The 19,650-nt window shown below is 45.3% G+C and carries 18 protein-coding genes and 3 pseudogenes; 5 read left to right on the forward strand and 16 right to left on the reverse strand.

The window, feature by feature from the left end:
- Nucleotides 1–414: 414 nt before the first annotated feature.
- Nucleotides 415–642, reverse strand: coding sequence for a LapA family protein (locus tag MC7420_RS30000; protein WP_006105435.1), 228 nt, complete (start codon nt 640–642; stop codon nt 415–417).
- Here MC7420_RS30000 and cas2 point away from each other — a divergent pair.
- Nucleotides 640–857: pseudogene (cas2, locus tag MC7420_RS40705) on the forward strand (CRISPR-associated endonuclease Cas2); the annotation flags it as partial. The gene MC7420_RS30000 and the pseudogene cas2 overlap by 3 nt on opposite strands.
- Before the next feature lie 521 nt (nt 858–1,378).
- Here cas2 and MC7420_RS30005 read toward each other — a convergent pair.
- The 11 genes and pseudogenes from MC7420_RS30005 to MC7420_RS30050 form a co-directional block, all read right to left on the reverse strand.
- Entirely contained in the window at nt 1,379–2,818 is a 1,440-nt protein-coding gene (locus tag MC7420_RS30005; RefSeq protein ID WP_006105417.1) for a phosphoglucomutase/phosphomannomutase family protein, read from the reverse strand.
- A gap of 123 nt (nt 2,819–2,941) precedes the next feature.
- Nucleotides 2,942–3,142 (reverse strand): hypothetical protein, encoded by a 201-nt coding sequence (locus MC7420_RS44200; protein WP_044210598.1) that lies wholly within the window; start codon nt 3,140–3,142, stop codon nt 2,942–2,944.
- A 26-nt stretch (nt 3,143–3,168) separates the two neighbouring features.
- Nucleotides 3,169–3,339, reverse strand: a pseudogene (locus MC7420_RS44205) (FAD-dependent oxidoreductase); the annotation flags it as partial.
- A gap of 144 nt (nt 3,340–3,483) precedes the next feature.
- A complete protein-coding gene (locus MC7420_RS30020) occupies nt 3,484–5,967 on the reverse strand; it encodes an ATP-dependent Clp protease ATP-binding subunit (RefSeq protein WP_006105478.1) in 2,484 nt (827 codons plus the stop codon).
- Nucleotides 5,968–6,198: 231 nt separating this feature from the next.
- Nucleotides 6,199–6,363, reverse strand: coding sequence for a hypothetical protein (locus tag MC7420_RS40715; protein ID WP_006105383.1), 165 nt, complete (start codon nt 6,361–6,363; stop codon nt 6,199–6,201).
- Nucleotides 6,364–6,383: 20 nt separating this feature from the next.
- Nucleotides 6,384–7,271, reverse strand: coding sequence for an isocitrate lyase/PEP mutase family protein (locus tag MC7420_RS30025; protein WP_006105432.1), 888 nt, complete (start codon nt 7,269–7,271; stop codon nt 6,384–6,386).
- A gap of 133 nt (nt 7,272–7,404) precedes the next feature.
- Nucleotides 7,405–7,926, reverse strand: a complete 522-nt coding sequence (locus MC7420_RS30030; protein ID WP_044210604.1) for a hypothetical protein — start codon at nt 7,924–7,926, stop codon at nt 7,405–7,407.
- 449 nt (nt 7,927–8,375) lie between these two features.
- Nucleotides 8,376–9,650 carry a bifunctional cobalt-precorrin-7 (C(5))-methyltransferase/cobalt-precorrin-6B (C(15))-methyltransferase gene (locus MC7420_RS30035; protein ID WP_006105370.1) on the reverse strand — a complete coding sequence of 425 codons (1,275 nt, stop codon included), beginning with the start codon at nt 9,648–9,650 and terminating at the stop codon, nt 8,376–8,378.
- A 101-nt stretch (nt 9,651–9,751) separates the two neighbouring features.
- Nucleotides 9,752–10,363: a cobalt-precorrin-8X methylmutase gene (locus MC7420_RS30040; protein WP_006105468.1), complete on the reverse strand. Its 612-nt coding sequence runs from the start codon at nt 10,361–10,363 to the stop codon at nt 9,752–9,754.
- A gap of 132 nt (nt 10,364–10,495) precedes the next feature.
- Nucleotides 10,496–12,466 carry an AAA family ATPase gene (locus MC7420_RS30045; RefSeq protein ID WP_006105449.1) on the reverse strand — a complete coding sequence of 657 codons (1,971 nt, stop codon included), beginning with the start codon at nt 12,464–12,466 and terminating at the stop codon, nt 10,496–10,498.
- A gap of 205 nt (nt 12,467–12,671) precedes the next feature.
- Nucleotides 12,672–13,460 carry a DUF1868 domain-containing protein gene (locus MC7420_RS30050; protein WP_006105436.1) on the reverse strand — a complete coding sequence of 263 codons (789 nt, stop codon included), beginning with the start codon at nt 13,458–13,460 and terminating at the stop codon, nt 12,672–12,674.
- A 33-nt stretch (nt 13,461–13,493) separates the two neighbouring features.
- Here MC7420_RS30050 and holA point away from each other — a divergent pair, with 33 nt between their 5' ends.
- A complete protein-coding gene (gene holA / locus MC7420_RS30055; RefSeq protein ID WP_006105458.1) occupies nt 13,494–14,474 on the forward strand; it encodes a DNA polymerase III subunit delta in 981 nt (326 codons plus the stop codon).
- A 6-nt stretch (nt 14,475–14,480) separates the two neighbouring features.
- On the opposite strand, the gene MC7420_RS43585 is transcribed toward holA, so the two are convergent.
- Nucleotides 14,481–14,603 carry a hypothetical protein gene (locus MC7420_RS43585; RefSeq protein ID WP_006105413.1) on the reverse strand — a complete coding sequence of 41 codons (123 nt, stop codon included), beginning with the start codon at nt 14,601–14,603 and terminating at the stop codon, nt 14,481–14,483.
- Nucleotides 14,604–14,702: 99 nt separating this feature from the next.
- On the opposite strand from MC7420_RS43585, the gene MC7420_RS30060 reads away from it, so the two are divergent.
- The 3 genes from MC7420_RS30060 to ureE all read left to right on the forward strand — a co-directional run bounded on the left by MC7420_RS30060 (nt 14,703) and on the right by ureE (nt 16,270).
- The gene (locus MC7420_RS30060; RefSeq protein ID WP_044210607.1) at nt 14,703–15,191 is read left to right on the forward strand and encodes a DUF4168 domain-containing protein; all 489 of its coding nucleotides are present in this window, start codon (nt 14,703–14,705) and stop codon (nt 15,189–15,191) included.
- Nucleotides 15,192–15,308: 117 nt separating this feature from the next.
- Nucleotides 15,309–15,800, forward strand: a complete 492-nt coding sequence (locus tag MC7420_RS30065) for a DUF4168 domain-containing protein (protein ID WP_157453391.1) — start codon at nt 15,309–15,311, stop codon at nt 15,798–15,800.
- A gap of 32 nt (nt 15,801–15,832) precedes the next feature.
- Nucleotides 15,833–16,270: an urease accessory protein UreE gene (gene ureE, locus MC7420_RS30070; RefSeq protein WP_006105475.1), complete on the forward strand. Its 438-nt coding sequence runs from the start codon at nt 15,833–15,835 to the stop codon at nt 16,268–16,270.
- Between the two features lie 88 nt (nt 16,271–16,358).
- On the opposite strand, the gene MC7420_RS30075 is transcribed toward ureE, so the two are convergent.
- The 3 genes and pseudogenes from MC7420_RS30075 to MC7420_RS37475 form a co-directional block, all read right to left on the reverse strand.
- Complete coding sequence (locus MC7420_RS30075) at nt 16,359–17,225, reverse strand: methyltransferase domain-containing protein (RefSeq protein ID WP_006105427.1); 867 nt, start codon at nt 17,223–17,225, stop codon at nt 16,359–16,361.
- 344 nt (nt 17,226–17,569) lie between these two features.
- On the reverse strand, nt 17,570–17,989 hold the full coding sequence (locus MC7420_RS30080) for a FecCD family ABC transporter permease (protein ID WP_006105473.1): 420 nt from the start codon (nt 17,987–17,989) through the stop codon (nt 17,570–17,572).
- A gap of 226 nt (nt 17,990–18,215) precedes the next feature.
- Nucleotides 18,216–19,419, reverse strand: a pseudogene (locus MC7420_RS37475) (IS1380 family transposase); the annotation flags it as partial.
- Nucleotides 19,420–19,650 lie beyond the last annotated feature (231 nt).

Raw genomic sequence — 19,650 nt, forward strand, 5'->3', positions numbered from 1 at the left:
GTTATTGGTGAGATAGGGCGGGTTTTGTTGTTCCGTTATTGGTGAGATAGGGCGGGTTTTGTTGTTCCGTTATTGGTGAGATAGGGCGGGTTTTGTTGTTCCGTTATTGGTGAGATAGGGCGGGTTTTGTTGTTCCGTTATTGGTGAGATAGGGCGGGTTTTGTTGTTCCGTTATTGGTGAATAGCTGAATTTATTCCCTAAACCCGCCCCTACAATTGTCCCTAAACCCGCCCCTACAATTGATTCCCTAAACCCGCCCCTACAATTTATTCCCTAAACCTGCCCCTACAGATTACCTAAAAAGAAAACGGCACCGTACTAAGTTTTGTAAACAAACCTCAAACCCTTACAAATGACATAAGACGAATGACGAATGACTATCTTCACCGTTCACGTTAATTATGTCCACCTACTTATAATCGCCTTCTGCCTTCTATCTGCCACACCCAGGGAATAATTGCCCCAACAATCACGCCTATTCCCACGCTAAACGCCAAGACAATTCCCACAGGGAGTTTAATGGACTCAACATTGAGAAATCTCAGGGATACAAGTGTGGCGTTTTGTACCGATAAGATGGCAATTGCGGCAATCCAAGCGGCGACAATCACAGATGTGAGTAGATTAGTTAAGGCTTTCATCTCAAGCTTAGGTCTTCAGGGCAGTGGATGCAGTATAGTTTATATGAGTGCAGTTTGACGATATCCAGTATGCTAAGTGGCGATCGCATCTGGGCAAAGTTATTAAGCTAGACCAGGATAGCATTCGGTCTTACTGCCTCTGGGGGTGTTGTCAATGGAAGGTTGAGCGCATCGGGGGTGAAGTTATTCGGGATGATTCGATTTTTTGGGCTTAAATCCGAGAAGGGATAGGTGTTTTCAAAGGCTGTGGTGATTTTGCGGCTGTATCCCTTATGGGTTCTGGCTTTGAGTACACTAGCAGAAAAATGAGGGTCTCGGAAATCGTGAAACGTTTACTGGTACTGGATTCTGGATGTTTTTTTTAGATGCTTCTTGTCTGCTGAAGTCTGAAATGGTATATTAAAGAGAGTCTCTCGGAACTGAACCTTGAAAACTATATACAGCAAGCGTTTCAGAGGTCGGCAGTCGAAATCCTCTATAATCCCTATCAGGGATTGAAACTGAGAAGTAAGCCAACAGCATACTTTCTTATCAGGTCGAAATCCTCTATAATCCCTATCAGGGATTGAAACAACTTAATTTCAGATTCTTGCTTTACATTTCAGTGTTGAAATCTTCTGTAATCCAGTCCGCGCAGGCGGACTTGGTTTGTGTAGCAGCGATTTCAATCGCCTCCTCTTGCTGTGTAGAGACGTTGCATGCAACGTCTCTACAACCCTGATTCAGCAAGCTTTAGTTATACCGTTGCTGGTTCCATCTGCTGAATCATCTGCTTCATCGCCTCAGCAATTTGATTTTGCTTTTCGGGAGAATCCGCTTCCATATACACCCGCATCAGGGGTTCGGTACCGGAGGGACGCAATAACACCCAACTTCCTTCTGATAAATAGAGTTTAATCCCGTCTTTGCGCCCCACTTCTTTAACTTTAATCCCAGCCACTTCTTTAGGAGGATTTTTGGTACAAGTGTCTAGAACAGCAGCTTTATGATCCTCGTCTAAATGCAAATCTAGACGCTGATTATAAACTGGACCATCAGCTTCTTTGATTGCTTCTTCGACTAACTGACTGAGGGGTTTACCTTCGTATGCAATGGCTTCAGCCACCAGCATATTGGCTAAAATCCCGTCTTTTTCCGGAATATGTCCAATCACACTCAATCCGCCGGATTCTTCACCGCCAATCAGCACCTCGGTTTCCCGCATTTTCTGACCAATGTATTTGAAACCGACGGCTGTCTCGTAAGTTTCTAGACCATGTTTTACGGCAAAGTTATCCAATAGGTGAGTTGTGGCAACGGTACGGACGATCGCACCTTTTTTACCTTTGTTTTTAATCAGGTGACGTGCCAGTAACAATAGCACAGTATTGGGGGTTAGCACATTCCCCTGCTCATCTACGATACCAAAGCGATCGCTATCTCCATCGGTGGCGAGACCTAAATCCGCCTGATCTCGCGTCACGGCTTCTCTTAACCCTACCAGATACTCGCCTTTTGGTTCAGGCATTCCGCCACCAAATAAGACATCGCGGGTAGTGTTAAAGCTTTCCGTCTGACAGCCGCAGTGTTCCAGAACATCATCCAGATAACCGCGAGAGGTGGAATAGAGAGCGTCGTATTTTACGTTGAGTTGCGCCCGCCGAATCCGTTCTACGTCTAGTAGCGTGTAAATAAACTGTAAATAATCCGGTTTTGGATCAAAGGTAGAAATTTTATCACCCGACTTACCACTCGGCGGCGCATCATCGGCACCAGCAATATTGGAAACAATCGTATCCGTAATTTCCGGGGTAGCAGGACCTGCATAATCCGGAATATATTTAATCCCGCAATAGGCAGCGGGATTGTGGGATGCTGTAAACATCAGCGCTCCGGCTGAGTTGAGTTGACGCGCTTGATAAGCAATCACTGGCGTCGGACAATCCCGGTTGACAATTTTTACCGTCCAGCCCAAGTCTGCCAAAACCTCAGCAGCGGTGCGGGCAAACTCATCAGCCAAGAAGCGGGTATCGTAGGCTACCAAGACGGGGCGGTCTTTGCCGTAGGCTGTATCCAGATAACTAGCGATCGCACGAGTTACCTTACAGACATTGGCGAAGGTAAAATCATCAGCGATGATTCCCCGCCAGCCATCGGTACCGAATTTTATTTTTTTAGCGCTATTTGTTGCACTCATTTGGGCTACTTTGCTCTTGATTTTCCTCAATTATAGGGGGATGAGTCTTGTCATTTGTAATTTGTCTGAGTGTACCAATGTGTGCCTGAATACAATTTGCCGAAAATAGAATTGGCTTCCCCATTAATCCCGCGTGAGAACCTCTTCTCCAATCGTGGGATGGATACAAATCGTCGCATCTAGCTCTTGCTTGTTGATACCCTGGCGAATCGCCACGGCGAGAAAGCCCTTTTGCACAGACATACGGATATCCTGATCAAACCCAGGTAAGATTGACTCTTCGACATCCATCAGCGTGACCTCAGATCCCAAAGCATCCATCATACTGGCAAATTCTACACCAATATAGCCGCCGCATAAACCATTAATTTTTTGGGAATGCAGCCGCGATTGACACAAGTGCCACCTAGGGATTCTTTTTCCACCACAGCCACGTTGATATCGTAAGCAGCGGCTCGTTTCGCTGCTGCTAGTCCGCCAGACCCTGCACCAATGATTAAGAGTTCGTAATTATAAGACATATTACGGAACAACAAAACCCGCCCTCCTCACCAATAAATGCAAAACAAAACCCGCCCTAATTAATCTGAATTCTCACAAAAAAAGACGTAGCATGTTACGTCTAGAACAAGTTACATGCTACGTCTGGAAGAGGTTGCTAAATTTTAACCAACAGGTTGCAACAATCGCGCTGGCGATTCACCCGGTAAAACCTTCACCTCACCATTCTCATCTACATCAACCACAGCGGTTTCTCCCTCCAGAATCTCACTCGCTAACATGGCTTCAGCTAAACTATCTTCTAATAGCCGCATAATCGTCCGACGTAAAGGTCGCGCCCCATAACTGGGATCATACCCTTCTTCGACTAAACGATCTTTGAACCGTTCGGTCACTTCTAGGGTAATTCCCTGTTCAACTAAGCGAGTTGAAACTTCTACCAGGAGGAGATCAGCAATTTGCTTAATCTCATCTCGGTTTAACTGACGGAAGACGATAATATCGTCAAGGCGATTGAGGAATTCTGGACGGAAATAATCCTTGAGTTCATCATTCACACGGCTACGAATCCGGTTGTATTGAGACTCAGCCAGATTATCTGAGTCTTCAAATCCGAAACCACCGCCACCTTTTTCAATCACCCGCGAACCGATGTTCGAGGTCATGATAATCAGGGTGTTCTTGAAGTCTACGGTACGACCCTTGGCATCTGTCAACCGACCATCATCCAACAGTTGTAAGAGACTATTGAAGACATCGGGGTGTGCTTTCTCGATTTCGTCAAACAGGAGTACCGTGTAGGGTTGACGCCGGACGGCTTCTGTGAGTTGACCGCCTTCGTCATAGCCGACAAATCCGGGAGGCGAACCGATTAGCTTAGAGACGGTGTGCGGGTCCATGTATTCGGACATATCCAAGCGAATCATCGCCTCTTCTGACCCGAAGAAGTAAGCCGCCAACGCTTTCGCCAGTTCCGTCTTACCCACTCCCGTCGGTCCAGAGAAGATAAAGCTAGCGATGGGTCGATTCGGGTCTTTTAACCCCACCCGCGCCCGTCGAATCGCTTTGGAGACGGCTGTAACGGCTTCTTCTTGACCAATTAAGCGTTGGTGCAAGGTATCTTCTATATGTAGCAGCAGGGCTGATTCAGATTCGGTCAGCTTGTTGACGGGTACACCTGTCCAGGAGGAGACAATGTGGGCAATATCTTCCTCATTCACCAGCGGTGTCTGTACGGGGGTATCTTCATCGGTTTCCGCTTGCAGAATCGCTTGTAGCTGCGTTTCCAGTTCCTGTTCGCGATCGCGCAATTGGGCGGCTTTCTCAAAGTCTTGGAGACGAACAGCTTCTTCTTTTTCTTTGGTCACCTGACGCATTTGACGCTTGATGTCTCGTGTCGCGGGAGACGGCTGACAATGAATCAGATGCACACGGCTTCCGGCTTCGTCAATCAAGTCAATGGCTTTGTCCGGTAAGAAGCGATCGCTAATATAACGATCGGACAGTTTCGCCGCTGCATCTAACGCATGATCAGAGATTTCTACTCGGTGATGTTGCTCATAAGCATCCCGCAACCCCTGCAAAATTTCAATGGTTTCCTCAACCGAGGGTTCACCCACCATAATCGGTTGGAAACGGCGTTCTAGGGCAGCGTCTCGCTCAATATGCTTGCGGTATTCATCCAACGTTGTCGCCCCGACACACTGGAGTTCGCCTCGTGCTAAAGCGGGTTTGAGGATATTTGCTGCATCTAATCCACCTTCTAGCGCCCCAGCACCGACTAAGGTATGGATTTCGTCAATCACCAGGATAATATTTCCGGCTTCACGCACTTCCGCCATTATATTCTTGATGCGTTCCTCGAAGTCACCCCGGAAGCGAGTACCGGAAATCAGTGATCCAATATCCAGGCTGATTACCTGCTTATTTTCCAACAGTTCTGGCACCTGACTATCGGAAATCCGTTGCGCCAATCCTTCTGCGATCGCGGTTTTACCCACGCCAGGTTCTCCCAATAATACGGGATTATTCTTGGTTCGGCGTCCTAAAATCTGGATAATCCGTTCGATTTCCTTGACACGACCCACCACAGGGTCTAACTTACCTTCTGAGGCTAACTGGGTCAGATTCCTGCCAAATTCTTCCAAGGTGGCGGACTTTGATGTGCGACCCATCATTGACGTACCCGGTCCTCTAGCGGTTGCAGCAGCAGCCACTTCACCGATGGCTTGAATCAGCTTAGTGCGGGCGGTGGATGGATTGACGCCTAAACTTTGTAACACTTTACCCGCAACGCTGTCGGTGTCTTGGAGGATGGCAAGTAACAAATGTTCTGGACCGATATAATTATGTCCCAGTTGTCGAGCTTCTTTGAAGGATTGCTCAAACAGGCGTTTAGCTTTAGGTGTGAAGGGAATTTCAGCCGGAACAAACCCAGATCCGCGACCAATGATTTTCTCGACGACTTTCCGGGTTGATTCCAGGGTGACATCCATCTCTTTCAGGACAATCGCCGCGACACTGGTTCCTTCTCGCAGCAATCCCAAGAGAATTTGCTCTGTTCCCACGAGGTTATGTCCCAGGCGACGGGCTTCCTCTTGAGCGAGCATAATGGATTTGATAGCTCTGTCTGTAAAATGTTCAAACATGGTTGGTTTCCTTTGCCGAGCGGTATATGATTGGCTGAAGGGGTAAACGATTTACCCTTATTTGTAAATTTTTATGTACTTTCTACTAACACTTTACCTCTGTATGATGGACTCTATCAGTGGGCAGAACCGTAATGGTTAGGTGTAGTTGCCGTCTACAGGGGATTTCAGGGGATTCCGGTTAAGTTTTGAAGATGGCGTCCCTTTCTACCCATGTATACTGACATTCTTCTATTGGTCAACCGGATCAATCAGGGAAGCCGGGGGAGCTGGGGGAGCAATGTAGAGACGTGCCATGGCACGTCTGGAAGCTGGGGAAGCTGAGGGAGAAAGCTTATCCGAGCAGTATTGCCTCTCGCCTGACCAAGTGCAATAATGTTCAATTAACTTCCCCATCACTTCATCACCCCATCATCTCATCCCGTTTCCCCCGGTGGTGATGCGTCTGATACAGTGAACTGCTGTTCGAGTTGGCGATAGTGCGGTACGTCAATAAGCTGCTCAAATTCTGGGAAGGAGACGAGATTGGAAAAGCCTGCGGTAGTCGCTTGTTGGCGCAAATGACTCAAACAGTCCATCATGGCTTTAGTCGCGGCAAATAAGCCAGAGAGGGGATAGACGACGATTTTGAAGCCTAACGCCTGTAGTTGTTGACCCGACAGCACCGGAGTTTTGCCCCCTTCTATCATATTGGCAAACAGAGGCACATTAGGAAGTGCTGATGCGATCGCCTGTAAATCTTCAAGAGACTGGGGGGCTTCTATAAAGATGATATCTGCCCCAGCTTCATAATAGGCACGTCCGCGATTAATCGCTTCGTCGAGTCCCAAGGGCGCACGGGCGTCAGTACGGGCAATAATCACTAATTCACTTTTACCACGGGCGTGAACAGCGGCGCGGATTTTCTGGATATGATCGGCGGCGGGAATTACTCGTTTTCCGGCAAAATGACCGCATTTCTTGGGCAACTCTTGATCTTCTAAGATAATTCCGGCAATACCGAGTCTAACGATATCGGTGACGGTACGAATGACATTGAGGGGATTTCCGTACCCGGTATCAATATCAGCGATAAGGGGAATGGTGACGGATTCAGCAATTTTTCCGGCGCTATTCAGCATTTCGGTAGCGGTGAGAAAACCGTAATCGGGTTTACCGAGAGTGGAACCGGAAATGCCAAAGCCACTGGTAAAGATAGCTTCAAAGCCAATTCTTTCGGCGAGTTTGGCGCTGATGCAATCATAGACGCCGGGAAGAATTAGGGTTTCGGGTTGTTGGAGGAGTTGGCGAAATTTTTGGGTCATTTGTCATTCGTCATTCGTCATTTGTCATTTGGTAGGGGCTGGTTTTGCAGCTAAGCTAGGGATAGCCATCAATATTATTCCCTAAACCCGCCCCTACACACAGACGTGTCATGGCATATCTCCCTCATCTCCCTCAATCCGACTGTTTAACCACTTGCTTTAATCCTTTCTTCCAATCGGCGGCTCTCTGGGCGTTGGGATAGGTGCCAATTAGCTCTCTTAATTCGGTTTGGTGTTTCTGTTTCAGTTCGGATTTAGTGCGATTTCCCAGAAGACAGATGGCACGTTGTAGGCTATCTTTATCGCCAGGAACTTTTGGCGGTAAGTCTACCGGAAAGGTGGGATGGGGTTTTTGGGACGATGATTTGATGCTGGTTATAGCAGGTAAATTGGCGGGGAGAGGGGAAAGATCAACAGGATTAATATAACCATACCCGCCTTTTTTGTCGGTGAAACAAAGTCGAGGAATTCCTTTGCGTTGGGTTCCATCCAGTCTGCCAATTCTACCTCTGTATTTGTGTTTTTTGGAATTGGCGGGATCAACAATACACATATCACCGGGATACAAGATATGGTTCTCGGTGGTGGTTCTGCCGTTATCGGAGCTTCCGGTACAGTGTTTTCCGTGGTTGAGATAAACTGTAACTTGCTTCATGTCACTGATGATAGACGTAGCCTGCTGCGTCTCTACATAATCGACGACTGATGAATCAGGGCGGGTTTTGTGGTTTAGTTTTTGGGAACCAGTTGGTAACCAGCTAGGGCGGGTTTTGTTGTTCAGTTTTTGATGCCAAGTAGTTTGAGTGGCTAAACCATCCGTGTCAACTTAAGGTAGAAAATCCATGCTGGTAAGGTTTTAAGCTGTGTCTATCTACTTCTCGACATTTCCCCCTCATCCCCTAACCCCAACTCCGGTCCGTGGGGAGAAGGGGAATCGGATTCTCTTGCTCCCCTCTCCCCTGCCATAAAAGCGAAGCATCCTTAGTCATCCCCCCTCTTGTAGGGGGGAACGAGGGGGGTTGGGAGAGGGGCTGGGGGTGAGGGGTTGAGCTTAAGTTGACACGGATGTGGCTAAACCCGCCCCTACAATGGCGAAACACTCCCCTACAAATTATTTATTGTATCCGATCGCATAGCTTGAATAATCGTCACCGGATTTAGGGGGGTAAAACGAGTGAGTTGGGCGACGGGAATGGAACGGGAAAGCTGAACCTGTAATAATCGATACGTCCAACCGCGATCGCTAAACCAGTTGACTGCTTGATTCAGGTGTTCTAAGGTGGCTAAGGCTAACACTACTATGCCATTATCTCCTAATTGTGCCTGGGTTCGTTCTAAAATCGCCAATAAATTCCCGCCACTTCCGCCAATAAACACCCGCTGGGGGGTGGGCAGTTGAGATAATATATCCGGTGCTGTACCATAAATAGAGGTGACATTCGTAACCTGTAAACGGCGGCAATTTTGTTCAATTAAAGCCGTTCCCATTGCCGTTTTTTCGATCGCATAGACGTGAGACGTAGGCGATAATCGGGCAATTTCAATGGAGACGGAACCCGTTCCTGCACCAATATCCCAGATAATTTGTTCCGGTTGTAGGGATAGTTCCGCTAAAATCAGAGTACGGATTTCTCGCTTAGTCATTAAACCGGGGCGATCGCGAAAACTGGCAAAACTGTGATCCGATAGCCCTAAAATAGGTAATGTGGCGACATCTAGGGGAGTATCACTCGGTTCAGACTGACGCAGGAGAATCACCACATTCAGCGGCGCGATCGCTTCTAAGTGTACCGCATCCACAGGCAAACATCGCACCCGTTCATCGGTTCCACCCAGGTTTTCACACAGCCAAAACTGGTACTCACAGGGTAAATCCAGATCAAGTAATAGATTTGCGATCGCACTCGGCGTATTTATTTTATCCGTCAGCACGGCAATTTTGTCGGTTCCCTGTTGTAGCGCTTGGGTTAACCGTTCTAAAGAACGCCCGTGACTGCTAATCGTTACCGCATCTTGCCAAGGGACTTTCACCCGACTAAATGCTAATTGTACCGCACTGACATGGGGATGAAACGTGAGATGTTCAGGTGGCAATTCAGCTAATAACAAACGTCCCAAGCCAAAAAACAAAGGATCGCCACTCACTAACACGATGATACAGCAATTTGGCTCATTCTTAGCCAACTGGCGACGAATCTCCCGGATTACCTGCGTCAAATCCCCCAAAACCAAGCGGTGTGCGGGATGTTCAGGGAAGTAACCCAAGACGCGATCGCTCCCCACTAATAGCGTCGCTCGTTCTACTAATTGTCGCACGGATTCTGTCAGTCCCGCCGCACCCTCTAAACCAATTCCGACTACATGAATGTCATTTGTCATTTGTCATTTGTCATTTATTATTAATATTTTATGGTGTTCGTAGTAGGCACTTTAGTGCCAGAAGCGCTAAAGCGCTGACTACAAACACTTATGAGTTAAGTTCACGAATTTTCCCAGGCTAAGATCATTAAAGCATTAAGAATCGCCGCCGCGACAGGAGAACCCCCTTTGCGCCCATTAATCCTTATTTGTGGAATTGGGATTTTTGCTAAAGCTTCTTTTGCTTCTACGACAGAAATAAACCCCACAGGTGCGCCAATAACCAAAGCTGGTTTTACTGAAGCTTGTTGTAACTCAGCACATAATGCTAAGAGTGCAGTCGGCGCATTACCAAACACATAAATAGCTTCCGGAAACTGACGATAACAACTTAATAAACCCGTTTCCGTGCGCGTCTTACCAGGAAGCGCCACCGATGCTTGTTCAACCGCCGCCATTACCAGATTCCCAAACGTCTTACTCACCATTCCCGTAATTCCCTGTTTAACCATACCCACATCAGTAATAATCGGGACTTTATTCTGAATAGCTGTAATTCCTAATGTAATTACCTCTGGGCTAAAATAAATCAGTTTAGCAAATTCAAAATCAGCAGTACTATGAATCACCCGCCGGACAATAGCATATTCATCCGGCGTGAACCTATGTTCACCAATCTCTTGGTCAATGATAGCGAAACTTTGCTCTAGAATTGGATGATTTAGCGGGTTCATAAAAATTACCTATCGTTATTTTCTCTAAATGAATCGCGAACTAAATTTTTAATTAAAAGCCTTAATCCGTAGGGTGTGTTAGCGTAGCGTAACGCACCATTACATTGATCAAACTACAAACTCAACTAAAATTTAATCCTGAACCCTATTCCCTTCAATCACTTTCTGCAAAAACTCCGCCAGTTCAATCATTTGTTCAGGTTCATGTTCAAGTAACCATTCAGTAAGCTTAAGCGAATGTCGAGTTTTGCGAAATTCTATTCGATTTTCCGACAACTCCGAAAACAAATCCTTGAGCAGCTTAGCTGCATTAATAGTCTGGTCAACCCAGTCTGAATTCTTTAGCTTTTCGTCCTGAAACTCTTTAGAGTCAAAGTAACGCTTCTTAGATTTATTATCAGCAATTTTTTGTTCAACATCCGCTTCAGAGACTTTAGCCGCCTCAACTTCTTCAGGTGTAAGATTTTTACATCCTTCATACTCATCATTGATAATGCTGGTGATTGCTCGTGGATTTAGCAGATAATTTTCATACATACAGCGAGGGAGAAAAAACAAATTAGGACGTTCCCTTTCCAGCTTGGCAATTTCCGCATTTGACTTATTCTCTCGATCAAATAAAAACCGCATCTGATCCGGGAATAAACTGATCCGACTACTCAGGTGATCGTAGATGTAAAATATATTGTCAGTCGCTTTAGTGGATTTATGCTGAAAATCTCCAACCTTCCTAACTCTGAGGATTTGTAGTTCTCTTAAAGAAGATGTTGTCGCTAATTTCTCTAGAATCATCGGAAAACAGTTTTCCTCCGTTTCTCCTTCCACCCAGAGAATATTATCCATCCCGAAAATATCGGATAATCTAACGCCTAAGTCAGTTAATAGAGAACGCTGTTCCTTAATATCGTCTAAATTCATCACCTCGGCTTTGCTTTCCCCCTCCTCATACCGCAGCTTCACAATAGTAGAAGGATTCGCCGCCGCTATAATCATCGGTGAGTGAGTGGCGATAAAATATTGATGCTGCGGAAACTCTTTCAGAATCTCGATTAGTTTCTTCGCTGCACCCGGATGCAGGAAGGATTGGGGTTCATCAATTATAATAGTTCGAGGTTGTTGGGAGGTAATAACTACGTATAGAATTGCTAATACCTGACCAATTCCAGTCCCACAAGCTGAAAGAGGAATCGCTAAATCTTCTCTATCATTTTCAGCAGCATCTTTCGACCATACTAAAATTTCTATTGAAGAAGAGAACAGCGATGGTTTTTCTTTGCGCTTTATATTACGAACAGAAAATTCTTGTATTTCTGGAAAAATCTTTGATGCATACTCATTCAACTTATCAAATACTTTTCGATTTCCTCTCTCCTCTAATTTATTGATAACTTCAGGAAGATTAGATGCGTCAGATTGAAGATATCGGCTACTTCCAGAAGCACATACTGACCGAGTGGGACGTTCAGCATAAAAACGATATATACGGTATTTAAACTTATTAAATACCGTAATCCAAATGTATTTTTTATCTCCCTCAACAGTTATTTCATTGCCAATATTTAATTTATTATCCTCTAGTAACTCAAAATAAATTATTTTTGTTTGATGACTTGTTAGCAATAGGCTATCCCGATTGTTATTTGTAACATGGTAAAGTTTTATAGAAGTATTGATATCAGTGATTTGTATATCATTATCTTCAATATATGAATCTCCGGCTTGATTAGCTTGAATATTAATATCTTTAGAACTGTATAGCCATTCATAAAAAAAACCAACGAATTCTTGTAATTTTTGATGATTGTGCGGCAATATCCCAAAGGAATGATCAGGTAATTTATTTATGAAATCAATAAATTCCGCCTTGGATAAAGTTACTATAACTTCTACCCTCGATTCATCATCTAATCGTGAATCTGAATTAGGTAACATTCTCAAACTCCGATGCGGCACATTCTTAAAATTCAGCGTCAGCGCCTCCAACAGCGCCGTCTTGCCAGAATTATTCTGTCCGACAATAATATTGATACCGGGCGCAAACTCCAACCAACCCGAATCGCGAAACGACTTATAATTATACAATCGAAACTTAGCCAGAAACATCCTACCATCTCCTACTCACAACTAACGTCAAACCCTCTGCGTCCCTCTGCGCTTACCTCTGCGAACCTCTGCGTTAAAAACGATTCAATCCTGAGACAAAACCATTCACACCGCAAATACACAAATTCCATCTTCAACAACCTAACAAAGGGCGCGTTTTAAACTAATCAACGTAAACATTCCCCCCACCCCACACTAACTCAGATCAAAACTCAACAACCGGAAAATCCGATTTGCGATAGAAATGAGTCATATTATCAAACTTCCGCAACTCAGCCCGCTTAACCAAAAATAAATTATCCTCCTTCGCTAACCATTGCTGATTCAAATCCGATAACATACTACTAATGCGATCGCGCTCAAGCTGTGCTGGAATTTCCCCGAAGTATCCTAACGTAATATGTGCCGTAAAATGGTACTGCTGCTCAACCCCCAAACCAATTAACCCCGGATTTTGATAAATACAACGCCGGAACTCAACCACTCGTTGATAAGACTCCTCATCTTTTGGCACCAAACAAACCCCAATCGCACGCGGCATAACAATCACGCCGAAAAACTGCCAATATATAGGATAAGAACTCCTATACAACTCCTGATATTGTCCAAAACTCTCTCGAATGCGTCCCTGAAGTTGCGGATCAAACTCTGGATTATTCTGCACCGCATCCCGATAATTATTCTCCCAAATTAAATCCGCCAGCGTTAAGTGAAAACTCTCAGGCGGAAGCGATATCATTAAACTCGACTTAAATTCCCCTTCTAATATTGTTTGTAACTCTTGCAAACTCCCGTAAAACGCCTGATTCTCCGACTCATCCTCCCAGGGTGGCGTCATCACCGTGTATCCTGGAAAATTAACCGCCTTGGTTGTGCCATCAGCCAGATGCTCAAACTTCGGTGACTCCTGGATATTGGGTAACTGAGAGTGATAACTATCGAGTACAGTCATCCTCACCACCCGATTAATATAAGTTGGATAGGTATCATCCACGTTTCATTTCCTCCGAATGCGCTAAACGTCCTTATGCCAATTTATCTTTATTGGGGAGACAATGACTTCGCCCTTACCCAAGCCATCAACGAACTACGCCAGTCTGTCCTCGACCCCAACTGGCTGAGTTTTAACTATGATAGAATTCCCCCAGACCAACCCGATGCCGTCATTCAGGGACTCAATCAAGCGATGACTCCCCCATTTGGGATGGGAGGGCGATTCGTCTGGCTCGTTGATACCAACGTTTGCCAAACCTGTTCCGAAAATGTTCTGGCTGAACTTGGACGCACTCTCCCCGCCATTCCACCAGAATCTATATTACTCTTCACCAGTCATAATCGCCCCGATGGACGGCTCAAATCCACCAAACTGCTGCAAAAACACGCCAAAATCCGAGAATTTCCGCTAATTCCCCCCTGGAAAACCGAGGAATTAGTCCAACAGGTTAAATCCTACGCCCAAACCACTGGTGTTAAACTCACTCCCCTAGCGGCTGAACTCCTGGCTGATGCAGTGGGGAACAATACCCGTCAACTTACCAACGAACTCGACAAATTACGCCTTTACGCAGGCGATGAGACAACTAGCTTAGATGAACGCGCTGTTTCTGCGTTAGTCACCACCACAACTCACAATAGCCTACAATTAGCCGGGAGTATCCTCAAAGGCGATACTCATAAAGCATTAGGATTGATTGCTGACTTAATCAACAACAACGAACACCCATTACGAATTGTCGCCACCCTTGTGGGACAATTTCGCACATGGTTATGGGTGAAGCTAATGATGAGTGAGGGAGAAAAGGATATAAAAGTTATTGCTAACGCCGCAGAAGTTGGTAACCCTAAGCGTATTTACTTCCTGAAGAAAGATGTACAACACCTCAGCCTGGATCAATTAATGGCAACGTTACGAGTTTTATTAGAGTTAGAGGTTAGCCTAAAACGAGGTGCTGATGGACTCTCCACTCTGCAAACTCAAGTGATAAAATTGTGTCAAATTTGTCATTAATTCGTCTTATGTCAGGCAATAGGCAATAGGCAATAGGCAATAGAAATTTTGTCTCCCAGCTTCCCCAGCTTCCCCAGCTTCCCCAGCTTCCCCAGCTTCCCCAGCTTCCCCACACCCAACACCCGACACCCGACACCCGACAGCGGAACTTCTATCCCCTAAAATAGTTCAGGAAAAACAAGCCCACTCTGGGTTTTGTTGTGTACTGTTTAATTATTTGCGATCGTCATGATCACGTCCTACTGTAATCACCCTCATGTGCCTCGTTTCTCTCGTCCACTTATTGTAGCTGCACTAACCAGCTTAGGTTTACTGTCTGGGTTCATTCCCGAACTTTCGCGACAGTCCCTAAGTTTGGACTTCAGCCGTGCTGTCTATGCTCAACAAGCTGTTACCGAGGCGGAGGTTACCAACTATGCTAGAGCAGTTTTAGCCATGGAACCCTTGCGCCAAGTTGCCTATAACGAAATTAAAAAAATCGTAAATGGCAACATTCCTGATATCCAGTGTCATCGCTCAGAAACCATCAATCAACTGCCGTCTCAGGAGGCGCGAAAAATTGCCAATACTTATTGTAACCAAGCGTTAGCGCTGGTCAATAATTATTTAACCCCCTCCCGATTCAATCAAATTACACGTCTGGCGGAAAAAGATGGTAATTTACGACAGCGGATTCAAGATGCATTACAAAGACAGCAAGAATCCAGCCAACGATAAGCCCCTCTTGTGGTATCATAACGCTCGGTAAGGAACTCTAGATATAAGCAAGAACCCTGAGTTTTACTAAGTTCCTGAGTTCCAAACGGTCAAAACCTGTCAAAATAGAGCTACACTTTGCCGTTGCTACTTGAATCGGATTCCATGCCCATACAGGCGCGATCGCGAACCTATAGGATTTCCTGGACGAGTTGTGTAACCGCACTCGCCCTCATTCTCTCTGGATGTGCCTCTAACTCCACTCCAGAGGCAAGTCCCACTATTTCCCCGTTACCACCCGAAACTATCACCGAAGAGGAAATCAGGAATTACGCCAAGGCACTTCTGGCGATCGAAAATAGCCGTCAAACTGCCTTCAGCGAAATTCAGCAACAGATAAATCAAGACCAGATTCCTAATATTACCTGCACCCAACCCGATTCCCTCAAAGAACTCCCCTCTGATGTCCAAGGAATTGCCGTCAACTATTGCAATAAAGCCAAAGAAATTGGCGAAAGTCAGGGGTTCAACATGGCTCAATTTAACGCCATTACGAATACAGCTCAATTAGACCCCGATTTACAACGGCAAATTCAGAATCAACTGATTCGCCTGAAACGGTCACTTTAGCTGGCACTTTAGCTTGACAGATTGGGCAATTTATGCTGACGTTGACGCAACGCTTGAACTCAGCCACAGAACTCTCCGCTAATTTTACACTTTCCCTCACCGCCGAGGAACGCACCCGGACACGCTACCGCTTTGAAACCCCAGAGGGTCAGGGTTTGTATCTGCGTTTACCGAGAGGGACGATTCTCAACGATGGGGATTTACTCCAATCTGAGACAGGTGAGATAGTGGTGCAGATTGCGGCGAAACCCGAACCTGTTTTAACCGTTACGTCTCCCCATCCCCTGAGTTTACTGCGAGCCGCCTATCACCTTGGTAATCGCCACGTCCCCTTGGAAGTCACTCCCCACTATTTACGCTTGTCACCTGACTCCGTTTTACAGGCGATGCTGAATCAGTTAGGCGTAGATGTGAAGCCAGAAATCGCTCCCTTTCAACCCGAAATTGGGGCGTATCACCATCATAGTTGAACCCACATTCCGCACTTCCTCGCCACCGGGACAGGTCACTTTGTATAGGGCTAAAGCCCTGACTACAAACTTCTTAAACAATATAATTTTACAACGTTATAGATGACGGTTTCTGAGCAGAGAGTACCCCAAACCGAATCAAACCCCGCCGATACCCCCGACTCATTAACCCCAACGATAGCGCCGCTTGCACTGTACCCCAACCACTTTTGAGTAAACCGATTAATGCTTGGGGTTCAAAGGCTGAATCAATGACAATATCCCAAAACGGTGCGACTGCATCTGACCAATCATCAGTGCGAATATCCGCAAAAGATAACTCACGGGCAATTGCGGCGTACTCTGGCAATGAAATCACATAAGGTAAACAGTAAACCTGGTAAATTTGCTCTAAATGCTGCTTTTCATCCACCGTCAACTCTCCCGTGGCTGGCGTAATCGGACGATGACACCACGTCGCCATCAGAAATGTCCCACCCGGTTTCAGAACCCGGTAGCATTCTGCCAGAAATTTCTGCTTATCGGGTAAATGTTCCCCACTTTCTAACGACCAGATAAAATCAAAACAGTTATCCGCAAACGGCATATCCAAGGCGTCAGCCACCTGAAACTCCACCTCAGCCTCTAACCCTGTCTCCTTTGCCCGTTCTGTTCCTCTCGCCGCTTGGACGGGACTCAGCGTAATCCCTTGTACCTGCGCCCCAAACCGTTGGGCTAAGTCCAGAGAACTCCCGCCAATCCCACACCCCACATCTAAGATATTCTCGGCATGCTGCACATTACCCCAATTCAGCAGTTCGTCAATTAAATCAATTTGCGCCTGACGCCGACCTTTTTTCTCACGACCCAGCGGACCATAATAACCATGATGCATGTGTTCGCCCCAAACCTGTTCCCACAGTCCAGAGGAGGCGTCGTAAAACTGCTGAATTTGACGCTGAAGTGTTGAACTCATGAATTGTCCTTTGTCATTGGTTTTTCCCCTTTTAGAGTGTAAATCAAGATATGAAGCTGATGATCGGCGCACCGACCAACATGGACAAAAAATAGACAAAAAAAGACCCCCGCCGTTTCAGCAGGGGGTGGGTAATCACTTCCACATCAGGGTAACAACTATGATTAAATCTATCGAACAATTGTGAAAAAAAGGTGAAAAGTCAAAAAAAACCCTCAGATATTGCCTGAGGGGGTTATGTAGGAAGGAGCATAACCCTTTATATCTCTGAAGTCTGGGAACCTATGCAGTTACCAGAGGCATAGTCCTGGGATTCTCAAAATTTTTCTCTCTTCCCTAAAATTTTACTTTTGATTTCGATAAAGTAGCCACAGAAAATAGGGAGCGCCAATTAGTGCTGTGACCAGTCCCGAAGGCATTTCTCTGGGAGCAAGAATAATTCGACCCAGACTATCCGCCAGGGTAACCAAAATCGCTCCCAAAATTGCGGCAATGGGGAGCAGTTGGCGATGACGAGAACCAACCAAGAGACGGGCGGCGTGGGGGGCGAGTAAGCCAACAAAACTAATTGTACCCACCGTAGCAACGGCTGTCGCCGCTAAACCCACCGCGATCGCAACGGACATGAGGCGAGCTTTTTCCAAGGATAATCCGAGGGTACGGGGTAAGTCTTCCCCCAATGCCATCAAATCGAGCCAACGCGAAATCAGCCACGCCAACGGCAGTAAAATCAGAAACCAAGGGAGTAATCGCCATACCCGCATTTCTCACAAACTAATACTATAAGTCAATTTGCCGCTTAAAAGTTGAGATTTTTAAAGAAGAATATAAAAATTCCAATTCATCAAACAAAATTATCCTGAAATTGTCAATTATCACCTGTTTTTTTCACTCAAACTTAGTTAATCACGCCAAGTTTACACGACAAAGCCGACTGAAATAAAATTCAGTCACCTCAAAAATCATTTAGTTGTTATGGAAGCCGAAAACTTAAGAAGTATTGGGAATAGCTTGAATTCTGGAATGAGCAATAGCTAAAATCTCTTGATAAGGACAAGAACTGGATATGGCAATAACAATTCTTCTCACACTAACCGTAATTCTCGCTCCTAATTTAAGGAAATTGAGGCGAATTGTTCCGACAGTTGCTTTGGACAAAGAAGTTTTCTTCAAGCCGTGATAACGAAATGCTTGCATTAAAACATACGCCATTGAAGATAGCCAGAGTCGAAGTTGATTACTTTGAAAGGTTTGGGTAGAAGTTCGGTCAGCAAATAAGTCTAATTGCTGTTCTTTAATCCGATTTTCCATTTCTCCTCTCGGACAATATTGTTTAGTATAAAGTTGAGAAGGCGTAATTTGAGAAGGAGGTAAAGATGTGACGACGTGACGAAGCTCTAACCCTTCACTCCCATAAACCACTTTTGTTACCACTCTTCTTTGACGACTCCATGACTTTTCAGTTTGATAATAGATAGAGCGAAACCAAGTTGCGTTGGGAACTAACTTTCTCACCTCTTCTAAGTCTTCATCCTTAGAGAAAAGACTATCCATCAATTCAGTGACTGGCAATAACTTCTCTTCGTATTCTTTTTTTGCTTTTTCAATAAAATTCGTTGCTCGTAACTTAAATTGGCTATTTGTTGCCATTGCTATCACATGATTTACCCCTTCTTTCTCTTCACAAAAGTTCATAAGCTCTTCACGAGCATAAGCACTATCGCCTCGCACTATTATCTGCGTATTATGCCATTTTTCTCGAATTAAGCCAATGATTCTCTGCAATTCTTCTAATGCTCCTTCGGCTGGATCTACATTAGAAGGACGTAATGAAAGCCACTAATAAATGATGTCCACAGAAGATATATAAAGGTGCATAGCAAACTCCTTTATAATAAGTATTAAAAAAGGCTCCCTCTTGATGTCCATGCACTTGGTCATCAGTCACATCCATGTCTAAAATGATTTGTTGAGGAGGGGTTTGATAAGACTCTAAAAAGATGTCTACGAAGGCTTTCTTGATTTCTTCCGGGTTAGCTTCAATGCGATGATAGCGGGACTCTTGTTGTTGAAGGATTGTTTCCGGACAATATTCAAGTCGATTTAAGGTACTCTTCCCGGCTAAAATGGCTGATGATGAGTCATCTAAATTGAGCTTTTCTAGAGCTATTGCTAAGGCAGGGTCATAGCGTAATTGGTTAGGTTGAGGAGCATGATTATTCAGAGGCTTGAAGGTGCAACACACTGTTGTGTGCGGCTGTGGGGAATAAATGGGCTTAAATCCTTGTCTGGCAAGGTTTTTGTGATTTGCGCTCGCGCTTCTTGTGAGAAATGCGGGTTTATCCCTCTCCTAATACCATTGCCAATTATCGCGTCAATTTTCCCTGGTAAATACCTCAAATTATAACCGTTTGGTAGTAGGGGT

This window comes from Coleofasciculus chthonoplastes PCC 7420 (assembly GCF_000155555.1).
Classification (GTDB): Bacteria; Cyanobacteriota; Cyanobacteriia; order Cyanobacteriales; family Coleofasciculaceae; genus Coleofasciculus; species Coleofasciculus chthonoplastes_A.